The organism is Kribbella sp. NPDC020701, assembly GCF_055562215.1.
Genome location: NZ_JBVHFT010000023.1, coordinates 81,201 through 106,185, shown reverse-complemented (window position 1 = coordinate 106,185; position 24,985 = coordinate 81,201). Strand labels below are relative to the sequence as shown.

The window sequence follows — 24,985 nt, the reverse complement described above, 5'->3', positions numbered from 1 at the left end:
CTCGGTCGCCCCGATTTTCAGGCTGTATACGCTCAGTACAAGCGCCAGGACACCGAGCGATCCCATCAGTACGGCGGGATGCCGTTTGGCCAGCGTCGTACGCCGTACGTGCTGCGCGACGATCGTCGTGCTGGTCATGAGGTCACCTTCTGTCGACGAGCCAGGTAGACGAAGATCGGTGCACCGATCAACGCGGTCACCACACCGGCGGGGACTTCGAACGGCGGCTTGACGTAGCGCGACACGATGTCGGCGTACAGCACCAGGACGCCACCGCCGAGCGTGCACAGTGGCAGGAGTGCGGTGTAGCTGGAACCCACCAGCCGACGGAGGATGTGCGGCACGATCAGGCCGATGAAGGCGACCGGACCGGCCACCGACACCGCCGCACCGCACAGCACGATCACCAGTGCCGAACCCAGCATCCGCGTCCGCTCGACGTTCTGGCCGAGACCGCGAGCCATGTCGTCGCCGAGGGCAAGCAAGTTGAGTGGGCGCGCCATCGCGAATGCACCGACCAGGCCAAGGGCCAGCCACGGAAGCAGGTTGCGGATGTCATGCCAGCCGGCGAAGTTCACCCCGCCGACCAGCCAGAACAACACGCTGTCAGCTGAGTTCTCGTCGAAGATGATCAGCACCTGGGTCAGCGAGATCAACAGACTGCTTGCCGTCACGCCGGCCAATGCCAACCGGACAGGACTCGTCCGCCCACGCCCCGAACCAGCCAGCATCATCACCGAGACACCCGCCGCGGCCGCGCCGCCGAAGGCCAGCAGGATCGTCGGCGCGCCAGACAGGGACGGTACGACGGTGATCGCGAGTACGACGACGAACACCGCGCCGGCGTTGACACCCATGATCTCCGGTGCTGCCAGCGGGTTGGCCGCGACGGCCTGCATCAGTGCGCCGGCTACCGCCAGGGCGGCGCCGACGCAGAGCGCCAGCACCACCCGCGGCATCCGGATGGACTGCAGGATCAACTCATCCGGCTCGTCCGCCTTGAAGATCGCACCGGGCAGCCGCGACAACGAGATGTGCTGACTGCCGATCGACAGACTCCAGATGACACCGCCGGCCAGCACGACCAGCAGCGCCAGCGTGACCCAGGTGACTCGCTGCTTGTCCGTAACGATCTTCGGACGCTTGTGCGCGGCGTCCTCGGTGGATTTGGGCGCAGTGCCCACGGACAGGGTCATGGGGCCTCCCGGCCTGGACTGAGGAGCGCAGGGAGCGAAGCGACTGGAGCGACGAGGGAAGGCCGGGAGTAAAGCCCCATGACCCGCCGAGCCGGAGGCGAGGCCAAAAGCACTGTCATGTCACTTCCCGTAGAGCAGCTTGACGGCTTCCTGGGCGACCAGTTCGGAGGCCAGCAGGCCGCGCGACCTGGACCAGATGTTCTGGTCGACCTTGTAGGTCGCGCCGTTCTCGACGGCCGGGATCTGCTTCCACAAAGGACTCTTGGTCCAGGTGTCGGCGAGGGTGTCGCCGGTCTGGCCGGCGATGAACATCACGTCAGGCTTGGTCGAGACCACCGTCTCCAGCGTGAGCGCGACCGTCGCGTCGCCGCTGTCGTCCGACAGTGGCGACTGGATCCCCAGCAGCGCCAGCACACCGGGCGTGTAGGCCTTCGGCGGGAACGCGGTGAACTCCTTGTCCGACGACACCGCGAACAGCGCCTTGCGGGTCTCACCGGAGTCGACCTTGGCCTTCAGGTCCTCGAGGATCTGTTCGTGCTCGGACAGCCGCGTCTTCATCTGGTCGCAGCGGTTCAGCACGATCGCGGTGGACATCTCGCTGTCCAGCACCTGCTGGTAGTTGCCGTTGAGACTGGCGTACGCAACGGTCGGCGCGATCTTCGACAGTTGCGCGTAGATCGCCTTGTGCCGGCCGCTGTCGGCCACGATCAGGTCCGGCTTGAGTGCGGTGATCACCTGGATGTTCGGCGTCGCCCGCAGGCCGACCGACTTGTACTCACCGATCTTGTCGCGCAGGCCCGGGATGATCCGCTCCGGCTTGTCGTCGTCCGCGACGCCGACCGGCGACAGGCCGACCGACACCAGCGCGTCGACGAACGAGAACTCCAGCGCCACCACGCGCTTCGGTTCGCCGGTGATCGTGGTGGTGCCCAGGTCGTGCTTGATCGTCCGGGTGGGTTTGCCGCACTGCTCGAGATTGACGTCCGAGCTGACCCCTTGGGCGGCCGCACCGCGGTCGGCATTCGGTGCCGCCCCGGTCGAGTTGGCCGTGGACGCGGCGCCGCAGCCGGACAGGCCGGCCGCTGCGACGATCAGGGCGAGTACGGCGATCGGCTGCCGAGCCCTCGTAGAAATGTGGAACATGGCGCTCTCCTGGTGTCAAAGACGCTGTGCAGGGATGGATTGGCTGGACCGCAGGAGTCCGGCGAAGAAGTCGCGGACCACGGGGAGGACGAGCGAGCCGCGGTGGGCGACACCGGGGACCAGCTCGAACCGTACGTCGATGCCCTGGACAACGAAGTCGCGTTCGAGGGTCCGGAGTCGCTCGATCCGGGTGCCGCCGGTCTTCTCGGCGCCGTCCATCCAGTTGGACTCGCCGGGGTTGTCGATCTCCCAGGTGTCGATGTCGTTGCCACCGACCACCATCAGGACCGGGACGCGACGGAGCGCGTCGAGGTCGATGGCACGGCCGAACCGCTGTTCGAAGTCCGCCGTACCGAGCCACCAGGGGACGCTGTCGTCGAGCTGGGTGATCCGGCCGGGCGCGCCGATCGACACCCCGGCCAGACGATCCGGGTGGAGGTAGAGGAAGCGGTGGGCGAACTGCCCGCCGCCGGAGAACCCGTGCAGGTAGAACCGGTCCGGGTCGACGGGGTACCGCTCGCTGATCTCGTCGACGATCGCGAGCAGCGCTTGGTCGTAGCGAATACCGCGGTACTCGATGAACTTGAAGTTGTGCAGGTCGTCGGGGTCGATGATCCCGGCGGGGAACAACGGTGCGAGGACGACGACCTGGTGCTCGTCGGCGAAGGCGACCATGTGGTCGCGGTACAACGAGGCGTTGCGCTCGGTGCCGTGCTGCATGACGAGCAGCGGAGCCCGGTCGGTCCGCAGGTTGTCCGGGACGTAGAGGCAGTAGCCGAGCCGCTGGTCGTACTGCGAGGCGAAGATCGGCGTCTTGCCCCGGGTGTAGTGGGCCCAGGTCGGTCGGTTGGTCACGGGTGGCTCTCCTCCTGGTAGAGGTTGAACGGCACCAGCTCGTACTGGTTCTGGCACGGGGATCCCGCGGCCACGTAGTACTCGCCGGTGGTGAGGTCGACGCAGCTGGAGAGAGTGGTCGACCACTGCTCGACCTCCGGCAACCGCTCGTCGGGGTGGGCACACAGGGAATCCGGGTGGCCGAGGTGGTCCGACATCGCTGTGTGGATGGCGGTCCGGACGTCGGCGGACTTCTCGGCGTACGCCGCCTTCGCCAAGCCTCTGCGAGCCCGCGGTACCCGGACGAGTGAGTCCGGGGACATCAGACGCTCCGCCGGTGGGGTGCAGGCCTGGTAGTGGTTGCCGTGGACAAGGAGTCCGTTGTCGCCGTACTCCCAGCCGTGGCCGGCTGGCGTCGTCTCGATGTCGATCGAGAAGCCGTCCCGGTGGGTGATCAGTGCGTTGCTGGGGATGTGGGCCTTGGTCCAGGTGAGGATCTTGATCGCGTCCGCGACGTTGGGTGTGTCGAGGACCGCGCGCCGGATGACCGTCTGCGGCATCCCCACCGAGTCGTCGTACCGGCCGCCGAGGCCGTTGGCGTTGAGGGCGAGGCCGGCGGAGTTGGCGCCGTGCCGGCCGATCTGGCCGGCCTCGACCTGCATGATCAGGGTGGGCTTGGGTGGCTGGACGACCCGCAGGATCACGACGGTGCCACGGATCGCGTGCCGCCAGTCCCAGTTCTGGCCGGCGTACACGTGGCCGTCGCCGGCCGCACGGTCGATCAGGGAGAACGACGTACAGCCGTCCGGGCCTTCGGGGAACCAGTTGTCGTAGATGATCTCGCCGCGGCAGTTGAGGGCGACGATCTCCGGGAGCGAGACGCCGGCGCCGTCCGCGATGCCTTGCATCTCGTCCAGGAGCTCGGGGAAGTCGCGCTCGACGAGTTGCTGCCACGGGCGGGTGTGCTCGAGCACCTGGTCCCAGGCCAGTCCGGTCTGGTGGGCGAACCCGGTGCGGTAGTACGCGATCGCCTGGGCGATCAGATCGGCGGCCGCACTCCCGTACTGGCGGCCGCGCTCGGCCGGCGACTCGCTGACGATCTCGATGACTCGGGGACTCGGCACAGGGACTCCTTGGTGAGGTGCCGTTGATTAAAAGGGGAACATTGACGCAATACTGTAACGGCTATTACGGTCCTGTCCAGACCTTGCGGCGAACAGCCCCAGGAATCCAGTGAGGAGCCGGCATCGGATGACCACTCGACCGCCCAGCAAGCAGCCCGTCGACCTGATCCTGTACGGCGGTGTGGTCTGGACCGCCGATCCACAGCAGCCCTTGGCCTCGGCGGTCGCGGTCGCCGGTGACCGCATCGCCAGAGTCGGCAGCGACGCCGAGGTACTGGCGCTGATCAACCCGCGAACCCAGCTCGTCGATCTGGCGGGGCGGATGGTGTGCCCAGGGTTCAACGACGCGCACACGCACTTCGAGAACGCGGTCGACTGGTACTTCCAGGTCGCGCTCACCGACGTGAACGACCAGGCAACGCTCTCTGAGCGCGTCGCAGCCACCGCCGCGCGACTCGGGCCCGGACTGTGGATCACCGGGGGAGACCTGGGCGACTTCGCCTCCACGCGGGAGGCGTCACCAACGCTGCTCGAACCCGACCTGGCCGCGATCGATGCGCTGACGCCCGGCAACCCGTTGATCATCCGCCGGGCCGATCACTCGTACTTCGCCAACTCGAAGGCGCTCGAGGTTGCCAAGATCGATCGCGGCACGCCCGATCTCCGCGGCGGCAGGTTCGGCCGAGATCAGCAGGGAGCGCTGTCCGGGATGCTCTTCGGGCAAGCCGGCGAGTTCGTCCAGCGACTGGTCAGCCCGATCTCACTGGAGCAGAAGCTGGTGGGTGCGCGCGGCGTCATGGCGCAGCTGAACGCGGTCGGGATCACCTCGATCCACGACATCGCCAGGCTGCCCGCGGTGACCGAGGAAACGATCCCTTCGGTCTTCCTCGAGCGCAGCTTCTCCAACGCGGAGATCTTCCAGCGCCTCGCGGACCGCGACGAGCTGTCCGTACGGGTGTATGCGTTCCTCCCGCTCGACACCTTCGACCGGCTCGCCGGGCATGGCATCACGCCGAAGACCGGTGACGACTGGCTGCGGTTCGGTGCCCTGAAGATCTTCATCGACAGCGGTGCGATGCTGCCACCGTTCGACCCGGCCGACGCACGGGGTACCGGGCTGACCGACGGGTGGTCGTACCGGTTCGTCGGGGAGGAACGCCTGGGCGAACTCGTGCTGGCCGGCGACGCGGCCGGCTTCGACATCGGCGTACATGTCACTGGCGACCGCGGGGCTCGAATTGCGATCGATGCCTTCGAGTACGCCGCCCAGTTGAACGGCCCGCGGGACCGGCGCCACCGGCTCATCCACGCCTGGCACCTAGCCGCCGACGACTTCGCCCGAGCCGGCAAACTGGGCCTGGTCGCCGATGTGACCTCCGACCAACTCGCGCTCTACTCGAACGGCCTGGACAAGGCACTCGGTGCCGCCCGCGCCGCCAACGCCTTCGCCTGGCGCCGCCTCATCGACAGCGACGTGACCGTCAACCTGGTCTCAGACTTCCCCGGCGCCTTCAACAAGTCGCACGTCGCGCAGATCAACCCCCTGCACAACATGTACGTCGCCATCACCCGCCAGGCCGCCGACGGCGCTGCTTTCCACCCCGACCAGGCAATCACCCTCGACGAGGCCCTCCTCGCCTACACCGCCAATCCTGCCCACGCCTCCCACGAGGAAGACATCAAGGGCACCATCACCCCCGGCAAACTGGCCGACCTCGTGGTCCTCAGCGAGGACATCCGCGCCGGCGATCCCGAGGTGTTGCTTCGGGCAACGGTCGAGCAGACGTACCTCGGCGGTCGCCTGGTGTATTCCGCTTCCTGACTGTTCGCCGGCCGGCTGTCATTGCACCGGCCGGCGGTCAGGGGGCCAGGTCTATGACGTCGGTGGCGGCGACGGCTTCGACCAGGAGGCGCTCGTTGGAGTCGGCGTGGGCTTCGACGAGGCGGGTGGCTTCGGCGACGTTGCGGTTGACGAAGGCGGCCCAGATGGCTCGGTGCTCGTCGAGTGCTTCGGCGGGGCGCTTGGACGACTCGTGGTAGGTGGACTCCAGGATCGAGAGGGCGTACCGCATCTCGACCGCGATACCGGCGAAGAAGTCGTCGACCCGGGGACTGCCGATCAGCCTGACCACCGCCTGGTGGAACTCGAGATCCCGGCTGACGATCTCGTTCGCGTGGCCGGCCCGGGTGGCGTCGGCGAGGTTCTCGAAGGCCTCCGTCAGCACCTTCAGTTGCGCGTCGGTCAGCTCGTCCGCCTTCGCCGCCGCACTGCCTTCGAGCGTCTTCCGGACCCGGTACAGGTCGTGGATGTCGTTCTCGGTGAACAGCACGACCCGGGAGCCCCGGTGCCGGTAGTGCCGGACGATCCGCTCCCGCGCGAGGATGCCGAGAGCGTCCCGCACGGTACGCCGGGAGACGTCGAACTGCGCCGACAATCCCTCCTCGCGCAGTTGCTCACCGGGTTTCAGCGTGCCGCCCATGATCAGGTCGCGCAGCAGCGTGGCGACCTCCTCGGCGGTGGTGCCGCGACTCAAGGTCGGGATACGGCCGTCGACCGGCATGGCGGTTCCCCTTCTCGCCGTGGACAAATTCAGCGCAACTCTAGCCGCGCACACCTGCTATCGTATCATTGCTGCATTGGTGACCAATCCTGTGAGGACATCGAATGGTGATCACCGAGGTACTCGAGCAAGCCTTCGGCCTCCGCCCGGTCGCGGTGTCACCTCTAGGTGGGGAGGTCGACCAGAACCTGGCCGTCGACCTGCACGACGGTACGCGCGTAGTCGTCAAGATCTCACCCCCAGGCACCGACCCGGACCACCTCCGCTGGCAACACACCCTGATGTCCCTAGCCGCCCAGCAAGGCGCGCTAGACCCGGTGCACGTACCGACGATGGTCCCATCCCACACCGGCGACACAGTCGTCGAGCTCGCCTCCGACGGGACTGTGGTCAGGGGTGGAGACAGCGTTCGGGGTGGTGCGGGGGCGCGGTTGGTGACTGTGCAGGGGTGGGTGGAGGGGAGGACCCTGTCCGAGCTGAATGCGCATTCTGTGGAGCTTCTTGGGGAGCTTGGGTGGACCGCTGCTCGGATGGTTCAAGCACTTGCGTCGGCCAAAGGGTTGCCGACGGCAAGTAGTCATCACTGGGATCTGTTGCGCGCGCCGGAGGCGATCGCGGACGGCATCGGCGCGGTTGACGATCGGGCTCGGGTGGGGCAGGTGCGGCGGATTGTTTCGTGGTTTGACGACGCGATGGACCGGCATCGGGGGGATCTTCCGATGGCGGTTGTTCACCATGATTTGAATGACTTCAACGTGCTCGCTCGGCGTGGGATCGACGGTCGGCATCAGGTGCACGGTGTGCTCGACTTCGCTGATGCGTTGTATACCGTGCGTGTTGGTGAGCTCGCGATCGCGGTTGCGTACGCGATGCTGCGCAAGCCGAATCCGCTGAGCGCGGCCGCCGCGGTGGTTCGTGGGTACGCCGCTGAGCTCGAGTTGACGGATGCGGAGCTCGCGGTGCTTTACCCGCTGGCGGCGGTCAGGTTGTGCGTCAATGCCGTGACGTGGACGAAGCGGTGCGCGGAGGGCGGTACGGCGTACGGGCAGGAGCGGATGAGGCACACCTGGCCTGCGATCGCGCACCTCGGCAGTACGCCACCGGAGTTGGCTGAGCTGGTCTTCCGTGAGGCTGCCGGCGCCACGGTCGCGCCCGTGGTCCTGGTCGCGGGAGAGGGCGCTCTGTCGGTCTTGGGTACCAGCGCTGGACCGGCCGTGGATGTGCGGGCTCACCTCCACCCTGTTGCCGAGCTGGGTGCGCGGCGGTCGACTGTGGCGGGGGAGACGGCTGCCCATCGGCTTGGTGTTGAGCTCGCGTCGGCTGAGCCATTCAAGGTCTCCTCGCCGTACGACGGTGTTGTCGAGGAGCGCAGTGCGGTACCCGAACCGTTCCTGATCCTTCGTCACGAGGGGTCCATCTGGTCCCGGTGGACCGGGCTGGTTTCGACGTTGTCCAGGGGTGAATGTGTCGCGGCCGGCGACGTGATCGGCGAGACGGCGGCGCGGTCTGACAGGCAGTCTCACGTCGGGGTTCGGGTGGCGGTGTTTCGGTCGGTTGAGGCGGCACGGTTGGTTGAGCGGGCGTTGGTTCCTGTGTCCGAGGTCGGCGCTTGGGCGGTCGTGTCTCCGGATCCGCAGGAGTTTCTTGGGCTTGGCGTACGGCGTTCGCGTGAGGGGGACTGGTGGACGGCCGGACGGGTGCTGGCCACCAGGGATGTGCACTTCGCTCGGTCCCAGCGTTCGTACTATGAGCGGCCGATGAATCTTGTGGCCGGGCGCGGCTCCTGGTTGTACGACGAGTTCGGCCGGGGCTACCTCGACGCGATGAACAACGTCAGCCACGTCGGTCACGGGAATCCCCGGGTCGTGGCGGCGGCGACCGCGCAGTTGCAGCGGCTCAACACGAACAGCAGGTTCCTGTACCCGGGCATCGCCGAGTACGCCGAGCGGCTCACGGCGTTGCTGCCCGATCCGCTCGACGTCGTGTTCCTGGTCTGCAGCGGGAGTGAGGCCAACGACCTGGCGATCCGGATGGCGCGGCAGGTGACGGGCCGCTCGGATGTGCTGGTGGTCGACGGCGCGTACCACGGCAACACCTCGGTGATCACCGGGCTGAGCCCGAACCGCTACAAAGGCCCGGGCGGCACCGGTCCCGACCCGACGACGCACGAGGTCGAGCAGCCCAACCTCTACCGCGGCCGCTTCGGGTACGGCGATAACCAAGCCGGACCCAAGTACGCCGCCGACGTCCAGCGGCAGCTCGAGCGACTCACCCAACAACGCCGGCCACCTGCCGCGTTCATCGCGGAGTCGGCCATGGGCACGGCCGGAAGCATCTTCTATCCCGATCGCTACCTCGACCACGCGTACGCCGCCGTCCGGGCGGCGGGTGGTCTGTGCATCGCCGACGAGGTCCAGGTCGGCTTCGGCCGGCTCGGTGACGTGTTCTGGGGATTCCAGAGCCAGGGCGTCGTTCCGGATATCGTCACGATGGGCAAGCCGATCGGCAACGGGCATCCGATGGCCGCGGTCGTCACCACCCGGGAGATCGCCGACGCCTTCGACACCGGGATGAAGTACTTCAACACCTTCGGCGGGAACCCGGTGTCCTGTGCAATCGGAACCGCTGTGCTCGACGAGATCGCTGAGCAGGACCTCCAGGCGCGTGCTGCCGAGACCGGGCGGGAGTTCAAGAGCAGGCTCGAGCAACTGGCGGCCAGGCATGAGTTGATCGGTGACGTGCGCGGTCACGGCATGTACCTCGGCGTCGAATTGGTCCGCGATCGTACGACCAAGGAGCCGGCGGGCCAGGAGGCCCTGCTGGTCAGCGAGCTGATGAAGGACGAAGGAGTGCTCGTCTACCCGACGGGATCGGCGGGCAACGTGCTGAAGCTCAAGCCGCCGCTCACCTTCACGAAGCGCGATGCCGAGTTGTTCGCCGACGTTCTGGACGAGGTGCTGACCAGGGACTGGTGAGCTACCAGCCCTCGGTCAGAACGCGGTCGAGGGTGTCGGCGAAGAAGTCGGCGTCGGCGATCCCGATGCCCAGCGGCGGCTTGATCTTCAGTACACACAGGCGATCGGACGTCGGCTGCATGATCACACCGAGCTCACGCATCCGCTCACAGATCGCCGCGGTCTCCTGCTGCGCCGGCTCCAGTGTGACGCGATCGCGCACCAGCTCGACACCGACGTACAGGCCCATCCCATGCACTGCACCGATGATCGGGTGGCGGTCGGCGAGCTCCAGCAACCGCTGCCGAAGATGGTTGCCCACGACCCGCGCGTTCTCCTGCAGTTGCTCGTCACGCAGTACGTCGAGGACCGTCAGACCGGCGACGCAACTGACCGGACTCCCGCCGGCCGACGAGAAGAAGTACCCCTGGTTGCGATATCCCTCGGCGATCTCGGCCGAGGTGATGACGGCCCCGAGCGGGTGCCCGTTGCCCATCGCCTTCGCCACCGTCACGATGTCGGGTACGACGCCTTGTTGCTCGAAGCCCCAGAAGTGATCGCCGAGCCGGCCGTACCCGCTCTGCACCTCGTCCGCGATACATAGCCCACCGGCTCGCCGTACCGCCGCATAGACCTGACGGAGATAGCCGTCCGGCAGTGCCATGCCGCCGGCATTGCCGTAGAACGGTTCGGCGAGGAAGGCCGCCGGGGGAGAGGCCAGGTCGTTGATGTAGGCAACGGCATCCTCGGCGTACCGATGCGCGTCGGCTCCCCGGTACTGGCCCCGGTACGCGTTCGGCGCCGCGACCGTGTGCACCCAGGAAGGCCGCGTGTCGAGGGCGTTGGGGTTGTCGGCCACCGAGGTCGAGATGGCATCGGTCGCATCCGACCACCCGTGGTACGCCTCCCGGACGGAGACGACGTCACGCCGCCCGGTGTTCGCCCACGCGAGCCGCAGCGCGAGGTCGTCCGCCTCGGTTCCACTGTTGACCAGGAACACCGTGTTCAGCGGTTCGGGCAGTAGCGCGGCCAGGCGCTCCGAGAACTCGACGACGGCCCGGTAGTGGAAGCGCGAGTTGGTGTTGAGCAACCGCCACTGCCGCTCGATCGCCGCTGCGAGGCGTGGATGCCCATGGCCGAGGATCGACACATTGTTGACCATGTCGAGGTACGAGCGTCCGCCGAGATCGAACAGGTGGTTGCGCCAGCCACGCTCGATCTGCGGAGGCTCGCGGAAGTAGTGCTCCTGAACCTTGGCGAACGCCGAGTCCCGCCGGGACAGCAACGCGTCGTCGTCGACCTGCTGCACAAAGCTTGGATCGATCAGGCTGGTCGGGTCCAGGCATGACTGTGCCCAAGCGTCGGCGAGCGACTGGGGAACGAAGAAGGGTGGCTGGTCGTCGAGGCGGCTCACCTGGATCCGCAGTGCGGCGTCAGAGGTCAGGCGGCCGAGAAGCTCACCAGCTTCGACGGGTCCGTCGGCCGAGATCGCGAGGTCAGGGCTGCTCAGCCACAGATTCGTTCCGTCCGAGTGCGTGAGCTTCAGGCGATCGCCGTACTGGTGCACGACGCCGGCCCAGGGCGCGCAGACGTCGAGATCTTCTGCGGTGAAGACCTCGACACCGACGCCGATGGACGCCGGAGCATCGTGGGAGTTCAAGCGCGTCTGCGTCAGCCTCGCTTGAAGGAACGGAACATAAGCCACCTCCGACGCAGTCCAAGTGAAGGTAGAAGGCTCCACGTCGGGATTCGTCACCGACAGATCGATTTGCGTGGGCACAACGGGCTGGTCAGCTGTCCAGAGCAAAGGTGAGCCCTGCGCGGGCCGGCGCTGCAGGGGAGGCCGGACCGACGCGCGGATCAGTACCGTCAGTACCTCGAGCGGAAGCGAGGTCGCTCGCTCGAAGATGCGCCACTCCCGCTCCAGGTTCTCCGCGGCGTACCGGTTGTCGCCGTCGACCTGTGTCTGCTGCTGACCGCTGACCATCAGCGCGGCAGCCCGCAGGACGACGAGCGGCCCGAGCGCCGCGAGTTCGTCATCGGAGATCGGCCTGATCCGGTTGAACGCCCGGATCGCCGGCAGCATCGTCGCCGGATCGGCCGAGTAATACAGCAGGGACGTGCAGGTCACCGCGAGTTCGGCGATCGCCCAACTCTCCATCAGGTCACCGAAGTCGATGACGCCGACCGGTTGTGGCCGACCGTCGCTGCCTACAGCACTGATCACGTTGTCGTCGGTCAGATCGCCATGGATGACCTGCAGCGGCAGGCGCTCGACGTACGGCGCCAGCGCGTTGCCAGCCGTTCGAGCCGCGGCGCGCGCTGCGGCCGGCCCGCCCGTGACGGTCACGAAGTCGGCCAGCCGCGACACCACCTCCTCAGCGTGCCGGAGGTCCCACTGCAGAGCACGCGGAGGGACGACGCCCTCGAAGTCGGCCAACGCCCGGCAGGTCCGGCCGGCGAGGTCTCCCAACGCCGCAACCACCTCGGGCGCGAGATAGCGACTGGCGCTGAGGACATCGCCCGGGACAAAGGTCACCAGCCGAGCATGCGTCGGCCGGCCGGCCAGTACGACGGGTTGCACTGTGGACCCGTCGAGCCCGGCAAGAGCAGTGTGCACCTGAATGCCCGGTTCGGAACGTGCGACGTGAGCCGCGGCCTGATCCTGCGCGGCGAGATCCTCGCGGGTGAACGCCGCGTTGGACACCTTCAGGACGTACTCCCCGGAGATCAGGAAGTTCGCGTCCTGCTGACTCCCGAGCTCGGTCGCCGTGCCCTCGATGCCGTACGTCGTACGCACGAACTCCTCGGCCTGGACCGCGGAGATCTCCGGCACCGGGAGCGACGGCTGCTCGAAGAAGTTGAACGACTGGGTCATGCGCGTTCCTCCGCGATCGAGTTGCCGCCGTCGACGATGACGCACTGGCCGGTGAGGTAGGACGACGATGGGGTGCACAGGTAGGCGATCAGGCCGGCCACTTCGTCAGCCGTACCGCTGCGACCGAGCGGAGTTCGCAAGCCCTGCTGGTGTTCGGCCGGTGTTTGGGAGTCGGTGGCGATCCATCCGGGCGCGACGGCGTTCACGGTGACTCCGGCGGTGGCCGAGTCGAGCGCGAGGCTTCGGACGAGTCCGACAACGCCTGCCTTCGCAGCGCCGTACGCGACTTCGCCGCGCATTGCCATGGCCTGGCCGGTCAGGCTGGCCACCAGCACCAGGCGCCCGGCATCGGACTCCTCGAGCGCCGGCATGACGGCGCGGGCGAACAGGAACGCAGCGTCCAGATTGCGCGCGAGGCCGGCTCGCCAGGTCTCCAACGACATGTCCTGCACACGCCCTGCCTCGGGCTCGGGGTGAGTCGTCGAGGTCATACCTGCGCAGTTCACGGCGATGTCGAGCCGGCCGAAGTGTGACTTGGCCGCGCCGGCAAGCAGCTCCGAAGTCCCGGAGTGAGTCAGGTCCCCGGTGATCGCGACGGTCCCGGACGGGAGCTCAGCGGCGCGTTGATGGACTCTGTCGCCGGTGGCGGAGACGACGAGTGACGCACCGCGAGCAGCCAACGCGCGCGCGACCGCGAACCCGATGCCGCGAGGCCCGCCGACGCCGGTGACGACCGCAGCTCTGCCCGCCAGCTCGCCCACCCCTGCCGCCTTCCTCGCGATTGGTGAGCAATTTAGCAGAACCGGAATTGGTGATCAATCTTGGATGGCGCTTGCGCTAGAAGCCGAGGCGATGACGCAGAGCGGTCAGCCGCTCGGAGGCCTCGACCGACTGCTCCACGTTCGCGGCGGCCACGCCCTGGGCCAGAACGTCGGCGACGATGATCGACGTCAGCGGCTCACCGGTGAGGCCCGTGGGCGTCGTCGGCGACTGCAGTGGGACCGTCACCTGCTCGGCGAGCTTGCTGGCCGGGTCGTCGGTGATCAGGACGGTCGAGGCGCCGACCGTACGGGCCTGATCGACCAGGGTCTCGACCTCGACCACCGAACGGCCGGGTGCGAAGAGGACGACCACATCTCCGGATCCGATCCCGAGCAGGTCGTCTGCGAGCCGGAAACCGCCGGCCTGGAGGGTGGACGAGCGGAGACCGACGCGCCGCAGGATCAAGGTCAGATGGTCCGCCGCGACGAACGACGCGCCGAAGCCGTAGGTCAGCGTGTTGTTCGCATCGAGGAGAAGCTGAACGGCCTGCTGGTAGCGATCGAGCGCGAACGTCGGCTGCAGGAGCTCGATCCGGTCCATCGACTCCGCGAGCACCCGTTGCCACAGGTTCTCGAGGTCGCCACCGCTGGACTCGACCCGCTTGCGCGCCCGCAACTCGGGCCGGTTGGACCGGGTGAACGGTGCGGCGATCCTCGCCTTCAGCTCGGCCAGGCCGGTGTAGCCGAGCGCCTGGACGGTTCGGACGACCGTCGCGTTGCTCGTCTTGGCCTCGGCGCCGAGCTCGACGGCGGTCAGGAAGAGCAGCTCCTCCGCCGACCGCTCGGCCAACGACCGGCAGACGGCGCGCGCTGCCGGAGAGAACCCCTCCCAGCGCTCCCGGATCCGGGAGCGCAGGTCCGCGATCACCTCGGCCTGCGTCTCGCCGGTGGTACTGCGAGCGTCATTCATGCCATGGATGGTACGAGGCTGCGTGGACTCCGGGGCTGAACCTCGCGGTGTGGTTGGGTTCTGGCGTGAGTGGTCACCTGGGCGGACTCGGGATCTTCGTGCTGGTCGTCGCGCTGTTGGGCGTGGCTGGGATCACCTGGGGCATCATCGCGCTGGTCCGGCGGCAGCAGTACATCGGTTCGCTGCGGGATCGGGGCTGGACGTTCGTGAACAGCCCGACGTTCGACGCGGTCGCGCGGCTCGGCAACCCGCCGTTCGGGATCGGGTTCCACCGGCAGCCCGACGATCAGATCACCGGGCTGACCAGCCTCGGCCGGCCGTTCCAGGTCATCGAGTACAAGTCCGAGCACTGGTCGGGCTGGGTCGGGATGGTCAGTCTCTCCCGCCGGCTGCCGGAGCTTTGGATCACCGGTGGCGAGACGCAGCCGCGGTACGGCGTACTGGCGACCGGCGTACCGTCTCCCGCGCAGCTCGGTCCGGGGTGGCAGATCGGCGCACTGGACCCGTCGTTCGCCGCAGCCGTGGTCTCGCCACAGTTCTGTGAGCGACTGAACGCGCTGGCCGCCGGTCACCCCGGTGTGAACCTGAGCATCGACGCCGACCAACTGGTGATGCTGGACCCGCCGCGCAAGGAGGTCGAGCTCCTCGGACCCTGGCTCGAGCAGCTCGGCAGCATCGCCGCGGTGATCGACGCCGCGCCGCTGGATCAGTGGATCCAGCCCGAGCAGCCACCCCGGCTGACCTTCTATCACCACCCGGAGTGGTACTGGATCGGCGTCGACGACAGCCTCCTGCAGTTCACCCCGGTGAGCCGGTCGGGCCATGACCACCGCACCAGCGACGTCGTCCGCGGTCGCGATGGTGACGGACCGCCGTTCGTCGCGTTCACGCACCACTGGAAGACGACGCGGACCGAGACCTACACCGACAGCGAGGGGCGCAGTCAGACCCGGACCGTGGTCGAGAGCCACAGCGAGCCGATCCTCGGGTTCCAGTTGCCGATCCGGATGCCGCCGCTGCAGGTCGCGCGACGCGGCTTCGGCCGGGGGATCAGCTTCGAGAGTCAGGCGTTCAACGATCAGTTCGCGGTGCACGCGCAGGACACGAAGTACGCGTACGACGTCATCCATCCGCGGCAGATGGAATACCTGATGGCCGACCCGCCCGCGTCCTTCGCGCTGACCGACGACTGGGCGTGGTTCTCGCCCGGCGTGCACAGTCAGCCGGCCATTGCCCACAGCTCGCTGTTCCTGCGAGGCTTCCTGGCCCGCGTCCCGCGCTTCGTCTGGCGCAACCTCGGTCTCCCGGATTCGCCGTACCCACCACCTGCCTGAACGGTCCGGATGCTTGGGGTACGGTCCGGGGCCGCTTCTTTGACTGAACGGTCCCAGACCTCGAGGTGTCCACGACTCCCGAGCGCCGGATCACCTCTCCCCGGTCCAGTTCCCATTCCGGCCCGGAGAATGCACGCAGCCCAGGTCCTAACATTGCGACATCCAATGCCCCAGGAAGGACGTCCATGACTGTTCTCGACTCGCCGATCCCGCGGTTCCACCTCGCCATGCCGGTCGACGACCTGGCCGCCGCACGACAGTTCTACGGCGAGGTGCTCGGCCTGGAGCAGGGCCGGAGCTCCGAGACCTGGATCGACTGGAACCTCCAAGGCCACCAGTTCGTGACACATGTGGCCCCGGAGCGAACCCAGCGGATCCACAACCCCGTCGACGGTCACGACGTACCGGTGCCGCACTTCGGGTTGATCCTGACCGTGCCCGAGTTCCAGAAGCTCGCCGACCGGCTGCGCGCCGCGAACGCCGAGTTCGTGATCGAGCCGTACGTGCGCTTCGAGGGACAGACCGGTGAGCAGTGGACGATGTTCCTCCTCGACCCGGCCGGCAACGCTCTGGAGTTCAAGGCCTTCGCCGACGACTCCCAGGTCTTCGCCGTCTAGCAGCCTCCGATCACTGGGGGAGCTCGTCGCCGGCGGCCTCCGCGACCATGTACTTGGCGTACCAGGCGGGCCACTCCGCGTCGCGCACGCCGCCGTTGCGCGCCTCGTGCTCGCCGTGAGCGGTCGCCGCGCGCGTCAGCGCCTGCTGCAGGTCCTCCACCGAGGCGTACGTCGTCTCCGTGGCCTCGATGCGGCCGGGCAGCCGGGTGGTGATCTCCTGGAGCAGCCAGCCATTGCCGTCCGGGTCGGTGAAGGTGGCGAACGACCCGTAGCTGGCGTGGTCGCCGTCCGGCCCGCCCACGCGGCTGTCCGAGTCGACCGGCTGGAACTGGGCGCCCGGCGTACCCGGGTGGAACACCTCGCTGACCTCGACACCGTGGCCGGCCATCTCGTCGCGCGCGACCTTGATGTCGGAGACGACCAGGTAAAGGCCCTGGGCCGAGCCCGGCGCGGCCGAGGTGACGCTGGTCCCGAACTGGACCGAGGCCGGCGAGCCCGGCGGCGTGAACTGGACGATCCGGAAGCCGTTGTCGAACGCGAAGTCCGCGTCGAGCCGCCAGCCCAGCCCCGCGTAGAAGTCCTTCGACCGGTCGACGTCGGTGACCGGGATGACGACGGCCTCGAGCTTGAACGGAACCTTCGCGGCGGCCGTCTCGTCGGTGGTGCTCATTCGCTGCCTCCTGAGTCGTGGTGCTGTCACCACTGACTATGACTGCTCGGGCACCGCCGGCACACCAGTGCTCGTCACTGGTCAGCTGTGGTGCGAATCTCGTTCACCAGGGCTCTCACTGGTGCGCGGCGGTCGTCCAGGCGGCACTGTGGGTCCTGACACCGGATCGAGCAGGAGGTAGCCATGAGCGCGAGCACACCTGAGTTGGCCGGGCAGACGGTCGTCGTGATCGGTGGCAGTCTGGGAATCGGGCTCGAGACGGCTCGCCGCGCCCGGGCCGAGGGCGCCTCGGTGATCATCACGGCCCGGAACCAGGAACGCCTGCAGTTGGCGGGCAAGGAACTCGGAGCCGACACGGCCGCCTTCGACGCGACCGATACCGACCGGCTCAAGGAGTTCTTCGACGACCTGCCCGCTCCCATCGATCACATCCTCGTCACCGGGCCCGGCCCGTACTACGCCCCGCTGGAGGTATTCGACTTCGACAAGGCCCGGGATGACATCGAGTCCCATCTGTTCCTTCCGTTGCAGATCGCCAAGCTCTCGATCGGCCGGGTCCGCGCCGGTGGATCGCTGTCCTTCATGGGCGGCACGGGTGGCCGGCGTACGGGCGTGGGCCTCACGCTGATCGGTGCCCTGACGGCCGCGATGCCGGCGCTGGTGCGGAACCTCGCGCTCGAGATCGCGCCGATCCGGGTGAACCTGATCGCGGCCGGGTTCGTCGACACCCCGCTGTCGGCGACGCTCCTGGGTGACGACCTGGAGGCACGCCGTGAGCAGCTCCGTACGACGCTGCCGATCGGCCGTGTGGTGGGACCGGAAGACATCGCCTTGCTGGCCGTCCAGCTGATGAACAACCCGGCCGTCACCGGCGCCACCTTCGACATCGACGGCGGCCAGCAACTCGTCTGACCCCTACCCGAAGGTGAACACGTAGGCGCGGGCCCCGGCGGCCAGGAAGGTGATCTCCAGGGTCCGATCGCGGACCGCGTCCCGCGTACGAATGAGCTGGTACAAGCGGCCGTCGTCGAGTACGCCGTTCCCGTCCGCATCGACGTCGAGTCCGTGGGCCGCGCCCGGCGCATCGCCGTCGAGCCGGACACGGAACGGAACGGGTCCCTGCGTTCCGGGTGACGCGACGAGATGTGCGTCCCGAGCGTGGTAGCGATACGCGATCGTCCCGCGGGCGTCGTCCAGCTCGACGTACTCGGGCCGGCTCGTCCACTTGCCGTCCAAGGCCCACTGGCCGGGTGCGCCACGTTGATCACCGAGGTACGTCTCGGGAGTCCGCAGGCTGGGCCAGTCAGCGGCCGCCTCGATGCCGGAGGGTTGCACCGACACGAGGTCGCGGTCGACGTCGAGTAGCTGCTGGATCCGGCGCTCCGACCGGTCGTAGTTGCCTTCGCCGAAGTGGTGATCGCGGATCACGCCGTCGGTGTCGACGAAGTACAGCGCCGGCCAGTAGTGGTTGTCGAAGGCGCTCCAGACCGCATAGTCGTTGTCGACGGCCACCGCGTAGTCGATGCCGCGCTCCTTGACGGCCCGGCGTACCCGGTCGATGTCGTGCTCGAAGGCGAACTCCGGGGTGTGGACCCCGATGACGATCAGGCCGTCGGCCCGGTAAGCCCGCGACCAGGCCCGGATGTAGGGCTGGGTGCGCAGCCAGTTGATGCACGTCAGCGTGCCGAAGTCGAACAGTACGACGTTCCCGCGCAGCTCGGCGCTTCGCAGCGGAGCGGAGTTCAACCAGGTCGTCGCCCCGTCGAGTGAGGGCAGGTGGAGCGTCATCTCAGCCTCCGAGTGCTGGATCGTTGGGGTGGGGCGAGAGGGGTGTCACCTCGTCGGTCCGCCAGATCCGCAGTGGCATCGAGGCGAGCACCTTTTCGAGCTCAACCTCGTCGACGGCGGCGAACAGACCGAGCGTGCGCCACTCGCCGGGTGCGAGCGGCGGCCGCCACAGCCGGAGCAGATGTCCCTCGGCGGCGAGCTCGCGCGAGCGGGCAGCCTCGCGTCCGCGAACTTCGTCGACCGTCTCCGCCGAGACTCCGTCGGGAACGTGGGTCGTCATGGTGACCAGAAATTGCATGGTGTCCCTCTTCCTTCGGCTGAACCCCGATGTCGCCATTCTCGGCCCGCGCGACGCCGGGTCGCACCAGTGAGACTCCCGGGCCAGGGCACCGGGGACTGGTCGCGCCCGTGCACTGAGCGCATCATCGGCCTATGGATGATGGGGAGACTCTGCAGGCGATGATTACGGGGTTCCGCGTTTCAGCGGCGCTCAGTGTGGCGGCCGAGTTCGGCATCTCGGACGCCTTGGCGGGGGAGGGGCAGACGCTCGCCGAGTTGGCCGCGGCTGTGAAGGCGGACGAGGAGACGCTGGGCCGGTTGCTGCGGGCCTTGGTGGCTGTCGGGGTGTACGCCGTACAGGACGGGGTGTACACCAACACGTCGATCGGGGAGCGGCTGCGTTCCGACGTACCGGGGTCCCTGCGACCGTTGGCCCGGATGGGGCAGGACCCGGCGTTCTGGGCGGCTTGGGGGCATCTCGCTCACAGCGTGCGCACGGGTGAGAACGCGTTCGAGGCAGTGCACGGTGTGGATGTCTGGACTCATCGGGAGCAGCGGCCCGAATACAACGCGATCTTCAACGACAACATGACCGCGCTCAGTTGGTACGTCGGAAAGTCGGTGGCGGACTCCTATGACTTCTCCGGGCTGGGCACGGTTGTGGACGTCGGCGGCGGGCAGGGGATTCTGCTGGACGCGGTGCTGAACCGGTACGAGCAGTTGCAGGGTGTCGTCTTCGACCTGCCGCATGTCGTGGCCACCGGGCCGAGGTCCGCGGCGGTGGCGTCGCGGTGGTCGGCCGTGGCGGGCAGCTTCTTCGAGGCGGTCCCGCCGGCGGACGGGTACCTGATCAAGTCGATCCTGCACGACTGGCCGGACGACCGGTGCGTAAAGATCCTGCGCACCTGCGCCGCATCGCTCAACCCCGGTGGCGTCGTCCTGGTGATCGAGCTGGTCCTGGACCGGCCGGGTCACGAGGTCATAGCGGCGTTCTCGGACCTCAACATGCTGGTGATGCCCGGCGGCCGCGAACGCACCGAAGACGAGTACGCCGCCCTCTTCGAAGCCGCCGGCCTACACCTGAACCAGGTCATCGACACCGGCACCCGAGTCTGCATCCTCGAGGCCGCCACCAGCTGACGCTCGATGTGCAGATCGACAGGAGGTGTCGGTCCAGGAATTGTGGTGCGCGGGGTGTTCAGGCGTGAGACCGGTCGGCCGGGCCGGGACCAGGGCCGATACCTCCTGTCGGTCTGCACGCCAGAGCCGGGCACCCGGGCCAACCAGGCACCACATGCCGGACATTGTCGAGTGGGGCACTCGACATCGGGGAGAATTGTTGACGTGACGACCTATGGAGCGGCCGACGACCGATACGAGCGACTCGAGTACCGGCGGGCCGGTCGATCCGGGCTGGACCTGCCGGCGCTGTCGCTGGGGTTGTGGCAGAAGTTCGGGACCGACTATCCGTTCGAGACGCAGCGGGAGATCCTGCTGCACGCGTTCGACCTGGGGATCACCCACTTCGACAACGCGAACCGGTACGGGCCGCCGCATCGCGCGGCGGAGAAGTTCCTCGGGCAAGTGCTCCGGACGGACCTGGCGGCGTACCGCGACGAGCTGATCATCACGACCAAGGCCGGTAACCCGATCAGTCCGAGCCCTTATTCCAAAGGGGGATCGCGCAAATCAGTGTTGTCCTCGCTGGACCACAGTCTGCGCGACCTCGGCACGGAGTACGTCGACATCTTCTACCACCACCGACCGGACCCCTCGACGCCGCTGGAGGAGACGGTCGGCGCGTTGGTGAGTGCTGTTCAGCAGGGGAAGGCGTTGTATGTCGGGGTGTCGAACTACCCGACCGAGCAGGCGCACGAGGCCGCCGAGTTGCTGCGGGCAGCCGGCGTACCGCTGCTTGTTCACCAGCCGCGGTACTCGATCTTCGATCGTGGGCCGGAGAACACCGGGCTGCTGAAGCTCGCCGCCGCGGACGGGTTCGGACTCGTTGCCTACAGCCCCCTTGCTCAGGGGCTGCTGACCGACAAGTACCTCGACGGCACGATCCCGGCGGGTGCCCGAGCTGCCAACAGCACGTTCCTCTCGCCGGCTCAGATCGACGAGGTGTACCGCGAGCGCGCTGCTGCTCTCAACGGAATTGCCCGGGAGCGTGGTCAGTCGCTGGCTCAGCTGGCGCTGCAATGGGTCCTGCGTCAGCCCGGGATCACCACCGCCCTGATCGGTGCGAGCTCGACGAGTCAGCTGGATCACAACGTGGCCGCTCTGGACTTCCCGCCGCTGACCGAGGCGGAATTGGCTCTCATCGACCAGTACGGCATCCATGGCACCGGACAGCGCGCGTGAAGGAGAGTTCGTGACCGTATCCCCGGAAGCGTCCTATCGGCTGCGGTACGGATCCGAGCCGACGCTCGATCCGGCGGCTGAGTGGACCGACGTACTCGCGCAGCAGCTGGATCACCGATCCGTGCGGAGCTACCGCCCGGAGCCCGTGGCCGACGCGACGCTGTCGGCGCTGATCGCCGCGGCACAGTCGGCTCCGACGTCGGGCAACCTGCAGCTGTGGAGTGTCGTGGCCGTGCGCGACGACGAGCGTCGTGCCCGGCTCGCGCACCTCGCGGGCGATCAGCAGTTCATCGTCGAGGCGCCGTTGTTCCTGGTCTGGCTGGCCGATCTCGCCCGGGCGCGCCAGGTGACCACGGGAGTTGCCTCGGCGACCGCTGAAGGCGCGGACTTCGTCGAGGCCGCCGTACTGTCGTTCGTCGACGTGGCCCTCGCGGCCCAGAACGCGTCCCTGGCCGCGGAGTCGCTCGGTCTCGGCACGGTCTTCGTGGGCGCCATCCGGAACCGGCCGCTCGACGTCGCGGCGGAGCTGGACCTGCCGCCGAATGTCTTCCCGGTCTTCGGCCTGACGGTCGGTCACCCGGATCGCGTGGCCGAGAGCGCCGTCAAGCCTCGCCTCCCGCAACATGCCGTCCTGCACCACGAGCGCTACGCCTTGGAGCCGCAGACGGCCCACGTCGAAACCTACGAGGAACTGCTCAACACCTTCTACGCCGCGGCCGGCCTTCCCGACAGCTGGGCGAAACGAGTCGCCCGCCGCTTCGGCACTGTCGCCGGTCTGAACGGTCGCGAACATCTGCGTGACGCCCTTCACACTCAAGGCTTCCAGCTCCGCTAAACGGTTGCTAGTAGCAACTATGCACGATCACACCAGCTGTCGGCGACGTCACATTACTTGACTGACTGATCAGTCAGGTTTGTTTGTTACGCTTTCAAGTGCTGGATCGAAGCAAAGCTCTGGACCGGAGTGAGGTGCCGACGATGGCGCTGACGAATGTGGCTGTTCCGCTGCGAAGCGGCCGGCGACGGGGAGACTCGCGACTGGCCGACCATGTCGATCGGCTGGGGGAGGAGCACCCACCGATCCCGCTGGACAGCGTCGATTACACGATGAACCGGCCGGACCTGCTGGCCGAGCGGTTCGGGCCCGTGCTGTCCTACATGTCCCGCGTCGAGCTCGAGGTCGAGCGCAACGTCCTGGAACTCAACCTGCTGCTGCCGGACCCGCCCGAGGTCGATCGGCACTTCTACGCCGACGTGTGGCTTCCGCAGGAGACGCGCCACGGGCTGATCCTCGATCGGCTGCAGATCCTCGCCGGTCTCGACGCCGCCGAGCCCAACGTGACCGACGTGTCCTTTCAGCTCCGGCTGCTCGGGGCCCTCGGCCGGGTGAGCGCCGTACAGGACGTGAGCCGGATGCTCTACTACCTCACCGGGCTGGCGACGGAGCGGTCCGCGGTGCTTGCCTACAACAAGCTTCATGCCGGCCTGCAAGAGCTGGGCGAGCGGGCCGTCGCGGCGACTGTGGTCGCGCCGATCCGGCGCCAGGAGCCTGGCCATTTCGCCTACTACCAGATCGCAGCCCGCGAGCTCTGGGGTCAGTTGAGCGCCTGGCAGCGGTGGCTGGTGCGCACCTTGCGGCGACGGACGTTCGGGCCGGTCGGAGTCAGCAATGACCGGCAGCGAGCGGAGTTCGGGCAGGCGATTCGCGCGCTCGGCATCAGTACTGATGACGAGGCGGACCTGCTGCAGTACGCCCGCCAGGTCGGCCGGGTCGAGCACGAGTTACTGTGGGCTCACCGGCGCGGTCTCCGGGTGCCGGACTATGTCTTCGAGGCCTTCCGCCGGGCCGCGGAATCGGCTGTGGACAAGGATGGAGATCGCTGGTGGGCCAGGTTCGGACGGGCCGAGGGGTGACCACCTCCACCAAGCACAGCAGCAAGCGGCAGGCGATCGTCGAGACCGCCGAGCGCCTGTTCGCCGAGCACGGGTACGACGCTTCGTCGACGGCACGCATCGCCCAGGAGGCCGGGGTTCCGTCCAGCCTGGTGTTCTACCACTTCGCCACCAAGATGGACCTCCTGCTGGCCATCGTCCACGAGCGGCCGACCCCGAGCGAGGTGATTCGCTCGGCCGCGCGCGGCCGCACGGTGCACAGCCGGCTCCGCGCGATCGTGTCCGTCGTCGCCGCGGAACTCGAGCGCAACCGCTACCCGAGGATCATCGTCTTCCGCGAAGCACAGTCACACCCCGAGATCGCCGCCCGCGCCGCCGAACTGTTCGCCGAAGCGGCCGCCACGGTCGCCGACGTCCTCAACGGAGCGGACGACGTCGTCGCCGACCGCGCCCGGGTCCAGACCGCCGCCGAGCTCATCGTCAGCCGGGTCTTCCTCGACATCATCGCCCTGGGCGAGGCCCACACCGCCGCCAAACGGCACGCCGCCATGATCGCCCTCCTCGAACAATCTCTCGTCACCCCGCACTGACCCCTACCGCGAACCGGGTCAGCGGGTGATTAATGGGTGGTTGGTGGGGTCATGGGCTGAGGAGGAGTGATGACGGAGGAACCGTTCGAGACTTCTGAGGATGCTCGGCGTGATCGGCGCGAGCACGGTGGGGCATCGTCGATCCGGCCGGACGACGACGACCTGGCCCGCCGGACCGAGCAGGAGCGCGTCGAGGCCGGCATCGACGACTACGACCCGGACGACGTGCCGCCGGCGACGGACGACCCGGTGCCGACCGATGTGACCGAGTCCGAGGAGTTCCAGGAGGCTCAGGCGGAGCTGCGCCGGGAGGAGGCGGAGGGCGAGGCCTATCCGCTGACCGAACGCCACCCGTTCCCCCCGAGCCACTACGACCGCTCCTGACCGACTGCCCGAAGAACCGGTTGGCGCGGCGGGCGGGCGCTGAGGAGACTCTGAACGCCCGCCCACCGGTCTGGTGACTGCTCGCTGTGCTGTCCTCGCTCAGGGCGACCAGAGCGGTGGCGCAGCCTCTTCGGCGCGGCCTGTGCCGGGCATGGGGTCGTTGGTGATCCGCAGGCCACCGAACCTTCGGTCCATCGCCGCGGCGTAACGCTCCGCGGTGGCCGGTACGGCGATGAGCTCGGCGATCACGTGGCTCCCGAACCAGACGCGTACTCGTCGCCGCCGAGTGTCGGCAACCGCCGGAACTTGATCTGACATGGCCGGACCCCCCTGATCTAGCCGAAGGTGACTGCGTAGACCCGAACCCCGGGATCGAGAACGCTGATCTGGAAGGTGCGGTCGTAGATCGGACCGTCCAGCGGTACGAGTTGATACAAAACTGACCGGTCCGGGGTGGTTGTTGTGGGGGACAGAGGGGTGATCGGGATTCTGTTGGGTGGGACAGATACCGGCGTGGGTGGGGTGCCTAGCTTGTCCGCATGACTGGTTTGGGAGAGGTCGGGAAGTGGCTGGGGGAGTATGTTCCGGCGGCGATCGCTCGGCATGAGGTGCCGGGGGTGGCTTGGGCGGTTCCGCTACCGCCTCCGC

At 67.8% G+C, this 24,985-nt stretch carries 23 protein-coding genes; 11 read left to right on the top strand and 12 right to left on the bottom strand.

What is annotated here, in order from left to right:
• Window positions 1-134: 134 nt before the first annotated feature.
• The 4 genes from ACZ3HV_RS39125 to ACZ3HV_RS39110 all read right to left on the bottom strand — a co-directional run bounded on the left by ACZ3HV_RS39125 (window position 135) and on the right by ACZ3HV_RS39110 (window position 4,297).
• Window positions 135-1,196 (bottom strand): FecCD family ABC transporter permease, encoded by a 1,062-nt coding sequence (locus ACZ3HV_RS39125; RefSeq protein WP_465692255.1) that lies wholly within the window; start codon window positions 1,194-1,196, stop codon window positions 135-137.
• Between the two features lie 120 nt (window positions 1,197-1,316).
• A complete protein-coding gene (locus ACZ3HV_RS39120) occupies window positions 1,317-2,339 on the bottom strand; it encodes an ABC transporter substrate-binding protein (RefSeq protein WP_465692253.1) in 1,023 nt (340 codons plus the stop codon).
• Window positions 2,340-2,354: 15 nt separating this feature from the next.
• Window positions 2,355-3,194 (bottom strand): alpha/beta hydrolase, encoded by an 840-nt coding sequence (locus ACZ3HV_RS39115; RefSeq protein WP_465692251.1) that lies wholly within the window; start codon window positions 3,192-3,194, stop codon window positions 2,355-2,357.
• On the bottom strand, window positions 3,191-4,297 hold the full coding sequence (locus ACZ3HV_RS39110; protein ID WP_465692249.1) for a C45 family autoproteolytic acyltransferase/hydolase: 1,107 nt from the start codon (window positions 4,295-4,297) through the stop codon (window positions 3,191-3,193). The genes ACZ3HV_RS39115 and ACZ3HV_RS39110 overlap by 4 nt, the downstream gene beginning before the upstream one ends.
• Window positions 4,298-4,424: 127 nt before the next feature.
• On the opposite strand from ACZ3HV_RS39110, the gene ACZ3HV_RS39105 reads away from it, so the two are divergent.
• Window positions 4,425-6,119, top strand: a complete 1,695-nt coding sequence (locus ACZ3HV_RS39105) for an amidohydrolase (protein ID WP_465692247.1) — start codon at window positions 4,425-4,427, stop codon at window positions 6,117-6,119.
• A 37-nt stretch (window positions 6,120-6,156) separates the two neighbouring features.
• Here ACZ3HV_RS39105 and ACZ3HV_RS39100 read toward each other — a convergent pair whose 3' ends face one another.
• Window positions 6,157-6,858, bottom strand: a complete 702-nt coding sequence (locus ACZ3HV_RS39100; RefSeq protein ID WP_465692245.1) for a GntR family transcriptional regulator — start codon at window positions 6,856-6,858, stop codon at window positions 6,157-6,159.
• A gap of 104 nt (window positions 6,859-6,962) precedes the next feature.
• Here ACZ3HV_RS39100 and ACZ3HV_RS39095 point away from each other — a divergent pair, with 104 nt between their 5' ends.
• Window positions 6,963-9,833 carry an aminotransferase class III-fold pyridoxal phosphate-dependent enzyme gene (locus ACZ3HV_RS39095; protein WP_465692243.1) on the top strand — a complete coding sequence of 957 codons (2,871 nt, stop codon included), beginning with the start codon at window positions 6,963-6,965 and terminating at the stop codon, window positions 9,831-9,833.
• A 1-nt stretch (window position 9,834) separates the two neighbouring features.
• On the opposite strand, the gene ACZ3HV_RS39090 is transcribed toward ACZ3HV_RS39095, so the two are convergent.
• The 3 genes from ACZ3HV_RS39090 to ACZ3HV_RS39080 all read right to left on the bottom strand — a co-directional run bounded on the left by ACZ3HV_RS39090 (window position 9,835) and on the right by ACZ3HV_RS39080 (window position 14,421).
• The gene (locus ACZ3HV_RS39090) at window positions 9,835-12,690 is read right to left on the bottom strand and encodes an aminotransferase (protein WP_465692240.1); all 2,856 of its coding nucleotides are present in this window, start codon (window positions 12,688-12,690) and stop codon (window positions 9,835-9,837) included.
• Window positions 12,687-13,451, bottom strand: a complete 765-nt coding sequence (locus ACZ3HV_RS39085; protein WP_465692238.1) for an SDR family NAD(P)-dependent oxidoreductase — start codon at window positions 13,449-13,451, stop codon at window positions 12,687-12,689. The genes ACZ3HV_RS39090 and ACZ3HV_RS39085 overlap by 4 nt, the downstream gene beginning before the upstream one ends.
• Window positions 13,452-13,527: 76 nt before the next feature.
• Window positions 13,528-14,421 (bottom strand): MurR/RpiR family transcriptional regulator, encoded by an 894-nt coding sequence (locus ACZ3HV_RS39080; RefSeq protein ID WP_465692236.1) that lies wholly within the window; start codon window positions 14,419-14,421, stop codon window positions 13,528-13,530.
• Window positions 14,422-14,486: 65 nt separating this feature from the next.
• Here ACZ3HV_RS39080 and ACZ3HV_RS39075 point away from each other — a divergent pair, with 65 nt between their 5' ends.
• A complete protein-coding gene (locus ACZ3HV_RS39075) occupies window positions 14,487-15,755 on the top strand; it encodes a hypothetical protein (protein WP_465692234.1) in 1,269 nt (422 codons plus the stop codon).
• Between the two features lie 185 nt (window positions 15,756-15,940).
• A complete protein-coding gene (locus tag ACZ3HV_RS39070) occupies window positions 15,941-16,372 on the top strand; it encodes a VOC family protein (RefSeq protein ID WP_465692232.1) in 432 nt (143 codons plus the stop codon).
• Between the two features lie 10 nt (window positions 16,373-16,382).
• On the opposite strand, the gene ACZ3HV_RS39065 is transcribed toward ACZ3HV_RS39070, so the two are convergent.
• Complete coding sequence (locus ACZ3HV_RS39065; RefSeq protein WP_465692230.1) at window positions 16,383-17,042, bottom strand: VOC family protein; 660 nt, start codon at window positions 17,040-17,042, stop codon at window positions 16,383-16,385.
• A 183-nt stretch (window positions 17,043-17,225) separates the two neighbouring features.
• On the opposite strand from ACZ3HV_RS39065, the gene ACZ3HV_RS39060 reads away from it, so the two are divergent.
• Window positions 17,226-17,954 carry an SDR family oxidoreductase gene (locus tag ACZ3HV_RS39060; protein WP_360374506.1) on the top strand — a complete coding sequence of 243 codons (729 nt, stop codon included), beginning with the start codon at window positions 17,226-17,228 and terminating at the stop codon, window positions 17,952-17,954.
• Window positions 17,955-17,957: 3 nt separating this feature from the next.
• On the opposite strand, the gene ACZ3HV_RS39055 is transcribed toward ACZ3HV_RS39060, so the two are convergent.
• On the bottom strand, window positions 17,958-18,830 hold the full coding sequence (locus ACZ3HV_RS39055; RefSeq protein WP_465692227.1) for a hypothetical protein: 873 nt from the start codon (window positions 18,828-18,830) through the stop codon (window positions 17,958-17,960).
• Between the two features lies 1 nt (window position 18,831).
• Window positions 18,832-19,128, bottom strand: coding sequence for a muconolactone Delta-isomerase family protein (locus ACZ3HV_RS39050; protein ID WP_465692226.1), 297 nt, complete (start codon window positions 19,126-19,128; stop codon window positions 18,832-18,834).
• Between the two features lie 134 nt (window positions 19,129-19,262).
• Here ACZ3HV_RS39050 and ACZ3HV_RS39045 point away from each other — a divergent pair, with 134 nt between their 5' ends.
• From ACZ3HV_RS39045 to ACZ3HV_RS39020, 6 genes are all read left to right on the top strand, one after another.
• Complete coding sequence (locus ACZ3HV_RS39045; RefSeq protein ID WP_465692224.1) at window positions 19,263-20,249, top strand: methyltransferase; 987 nt, start codon at window positions 19,263-19,265, stop codon at window positions 20,247-20,249.
• A gap of 204 nt (window positions 20,250-20,453) precedes the next feature.
• Window positions 20,454-21,470 carry an aldo/keto reductase gene (locus ACZ3HV_RS39040; protein ID WP_465692222.1) on the top strand — a complete coding sequence of 339 codons (1,017 nt, stop codon included), beginning with the start codon at window positions 20,454-20,456 and terminating at the stop codon, window positions 21,468-21,470.
• Window positions 21,471-21,480: 10 nt separating this feature from the next.
• Window positions 21,481-22,305, top strand: coding sequence for an NADPH-dependent oxidoreductase (locus ACZ3HV_RS39035; RefSeq protein ID WP_465692220.1), 825 nt, complete (start codon window positions 21,481-21,483; stop codon window positions 22,303-22,305).
• 143 nt (window positions 22,306-22,448) lie between these two features.
• Complete coding sequence (locus ACZ3HV_RS39030) at window positions 22,449-23,384, top strand: GTP-binding protein LepA (RefSeq protein WP_465692218.1); 936 nt, start codon at window positions 22,449-22,451, stop codon at window positions 23,382-23,384.
• Window positions 23,381-23,953: a TetR/AcrR family transcriptional regulator gene (locus tag ACZ3HV_RS39025; RefSeq protein ID WP_465692216.1), complete on the top strand. Its 573-nt coding sequence runs from the start codon at window positions 23,381-23,383 to the stop codon at window positions 23,951-23,953. Before ACZ3HV_RS39030 ends, ACZ3HV_RS39025 begins: the two co-directional genes overlap by 4 nt.
• A 69-nt stretch (window positions 23,954-24,022) precedes the next feature.
• The gene (locus ACZ3HV_RS39020; RefSeq protein WP_465692214.1) at window positions 24,023-24,337 is read left to right on the top strand and encodes a hypothetical protein; all 315 of its coding nucleotides are present in this window, start codon (window positions 24,023-24,025) and stop codon (window positions 24,335-24,337) included.
• Between the two features lie 99 nt (window positions 24,338-24,436).
• On the opposite strand, the gene ACZ3HV_RS39015 is transcribed toward ACZ3HV_RS39020, so the two are convergent.
• Entirely contained in the window at window positions 24,437-24,655 is a 219-nt protein-coding gene (locus tag ACZ3HV_RS39015; protein WP_465692213.1) for a hypothetical protein, read from the bottom strand.
• Window positions 24,656-24,985: the final 330 nt, after the last annotated feature.

Excerpts from the sequence above, each read along its gene's own strand:
- ACZ3HV_RS39125 (WP_465692255.1), bottom strand. The coding sequence starts at position 1,196 with ATGACCCTGTCCGTGGGCACTGCGCCCAAATCCACCGAGGACGCCGCG.
- ACZ3HV_RS39120 (WP_465692253.1), bottom strand. The coding sequence starts at position 2,339 with ATGTTCCACATTTCTACGAGGGCTCGGCAGCCGATCGCCGTACTCGCC.
- ACZ3HV_RS39105 (WP_465692247.1), top strand. The coding sequence starts at position 4,425 with ATGACCACTCGACCGCCCAGCAAGCAGCCCGTCGACCTGATCCTGTAC.
- ACZ3HV_RS39100 (WP_465692245.1), bottom strand. The coding sequence starts at position 6,858 with ATGCCGGTCGACGGCCGTATCCCGACCTTGAGTCGCGGCACCACCGCC.
- ACZ3HV_RS39095 (WP_465692243.1), top strand. The coding sequence starts at position 6,963 with ATGGTGATCACCGAGGTACTCGAGCAAGCCTTCGGCCTCCGCCCGGTC.
- ACZ3HV_RS39090 (WP_465692240.1), bottom strand. The coding sequence starts at position 12,690 with ATGACCCAGTCGTTCAACTTCTTCGAGCAGCCGTCGCTCCCGGTGCCG.
- ACZ3HV_RS39080 (WP_465692236.1), bottom strand. The coding sequence starts at position 14,421 with ATGAATGACGCTCGCAGTACCACCGGCGAGACGCAGGCCGAGGTGATC.
- ACZ3HV_RS39070 (WP_465692232.1), top strand. The coding sequence starts at position 15,941 with ATGACTGTTCTCGACTCGCCGATCCCGCGGTTCCACCTCGCCATGCCG.
- ACZ3HV_RS39065 (WP_465692230.1), bottom strand. The coding sequence starts at position 17,042 with ATGAGCACCACCGACGAGACGGCCGCCGCGAAGGTTCCGTTCAAGCTC.
- ACZ3HV_RS39060 (WP_360374506.1), top strand. The coding sequence starts at position 17,226 with ATGAGCGCGAGCACACCTGAGTTGGCCGGGCAGACGGTCGTCGTGATC.
- ACZ3HV_RS39055 (WP_465692227.1), bottom strand. The coding sequence starts at position 18,830 with ATGACGCTCCACCTGCCCTCACTCGACGGGGCGACGACCTGGTTGAAC.
- ACZ3HV_RS39050 (WP_465692226.1), bottom strand. The coding sequence starts at position 19,128 with ATGCAATTTCTGGTCACCATGACGACCCACGTTCCCGACGGAGTCTCG.
- ACZ3HV_RS39045 (WP_465692224.1), top strand. The coding sequence starts at position 19,263 with ATGGATGATGGGGAGACTCTGCAGGCGATGATTACGGGGTTCCGCGTT.
- ACZ3HV_RS39030 (WP_465692218.1), top strand. The coding sequence starts at position 22,449 with ATGGCGCTGACGAATGTGGCTGTTCCGCTGCGAAGCGGCCGGCGACGG.
- ACZ3HV_RS39020 (WP_465692214.1), top strand. The coding sequence starts at position 24,023 with ATGACGGAGGAACCGTTCGAGACTTCTGAGGATGCTCGGCGTGATCGG.
- ACZ3HV_RS39015 (WP_465692213.1), bottom strand. The coding sequence starts at position 24,655 with ATGTCAGATCAAGTTCCGGCGGTTGCCGACACTCGGCGGCGACGAGTA.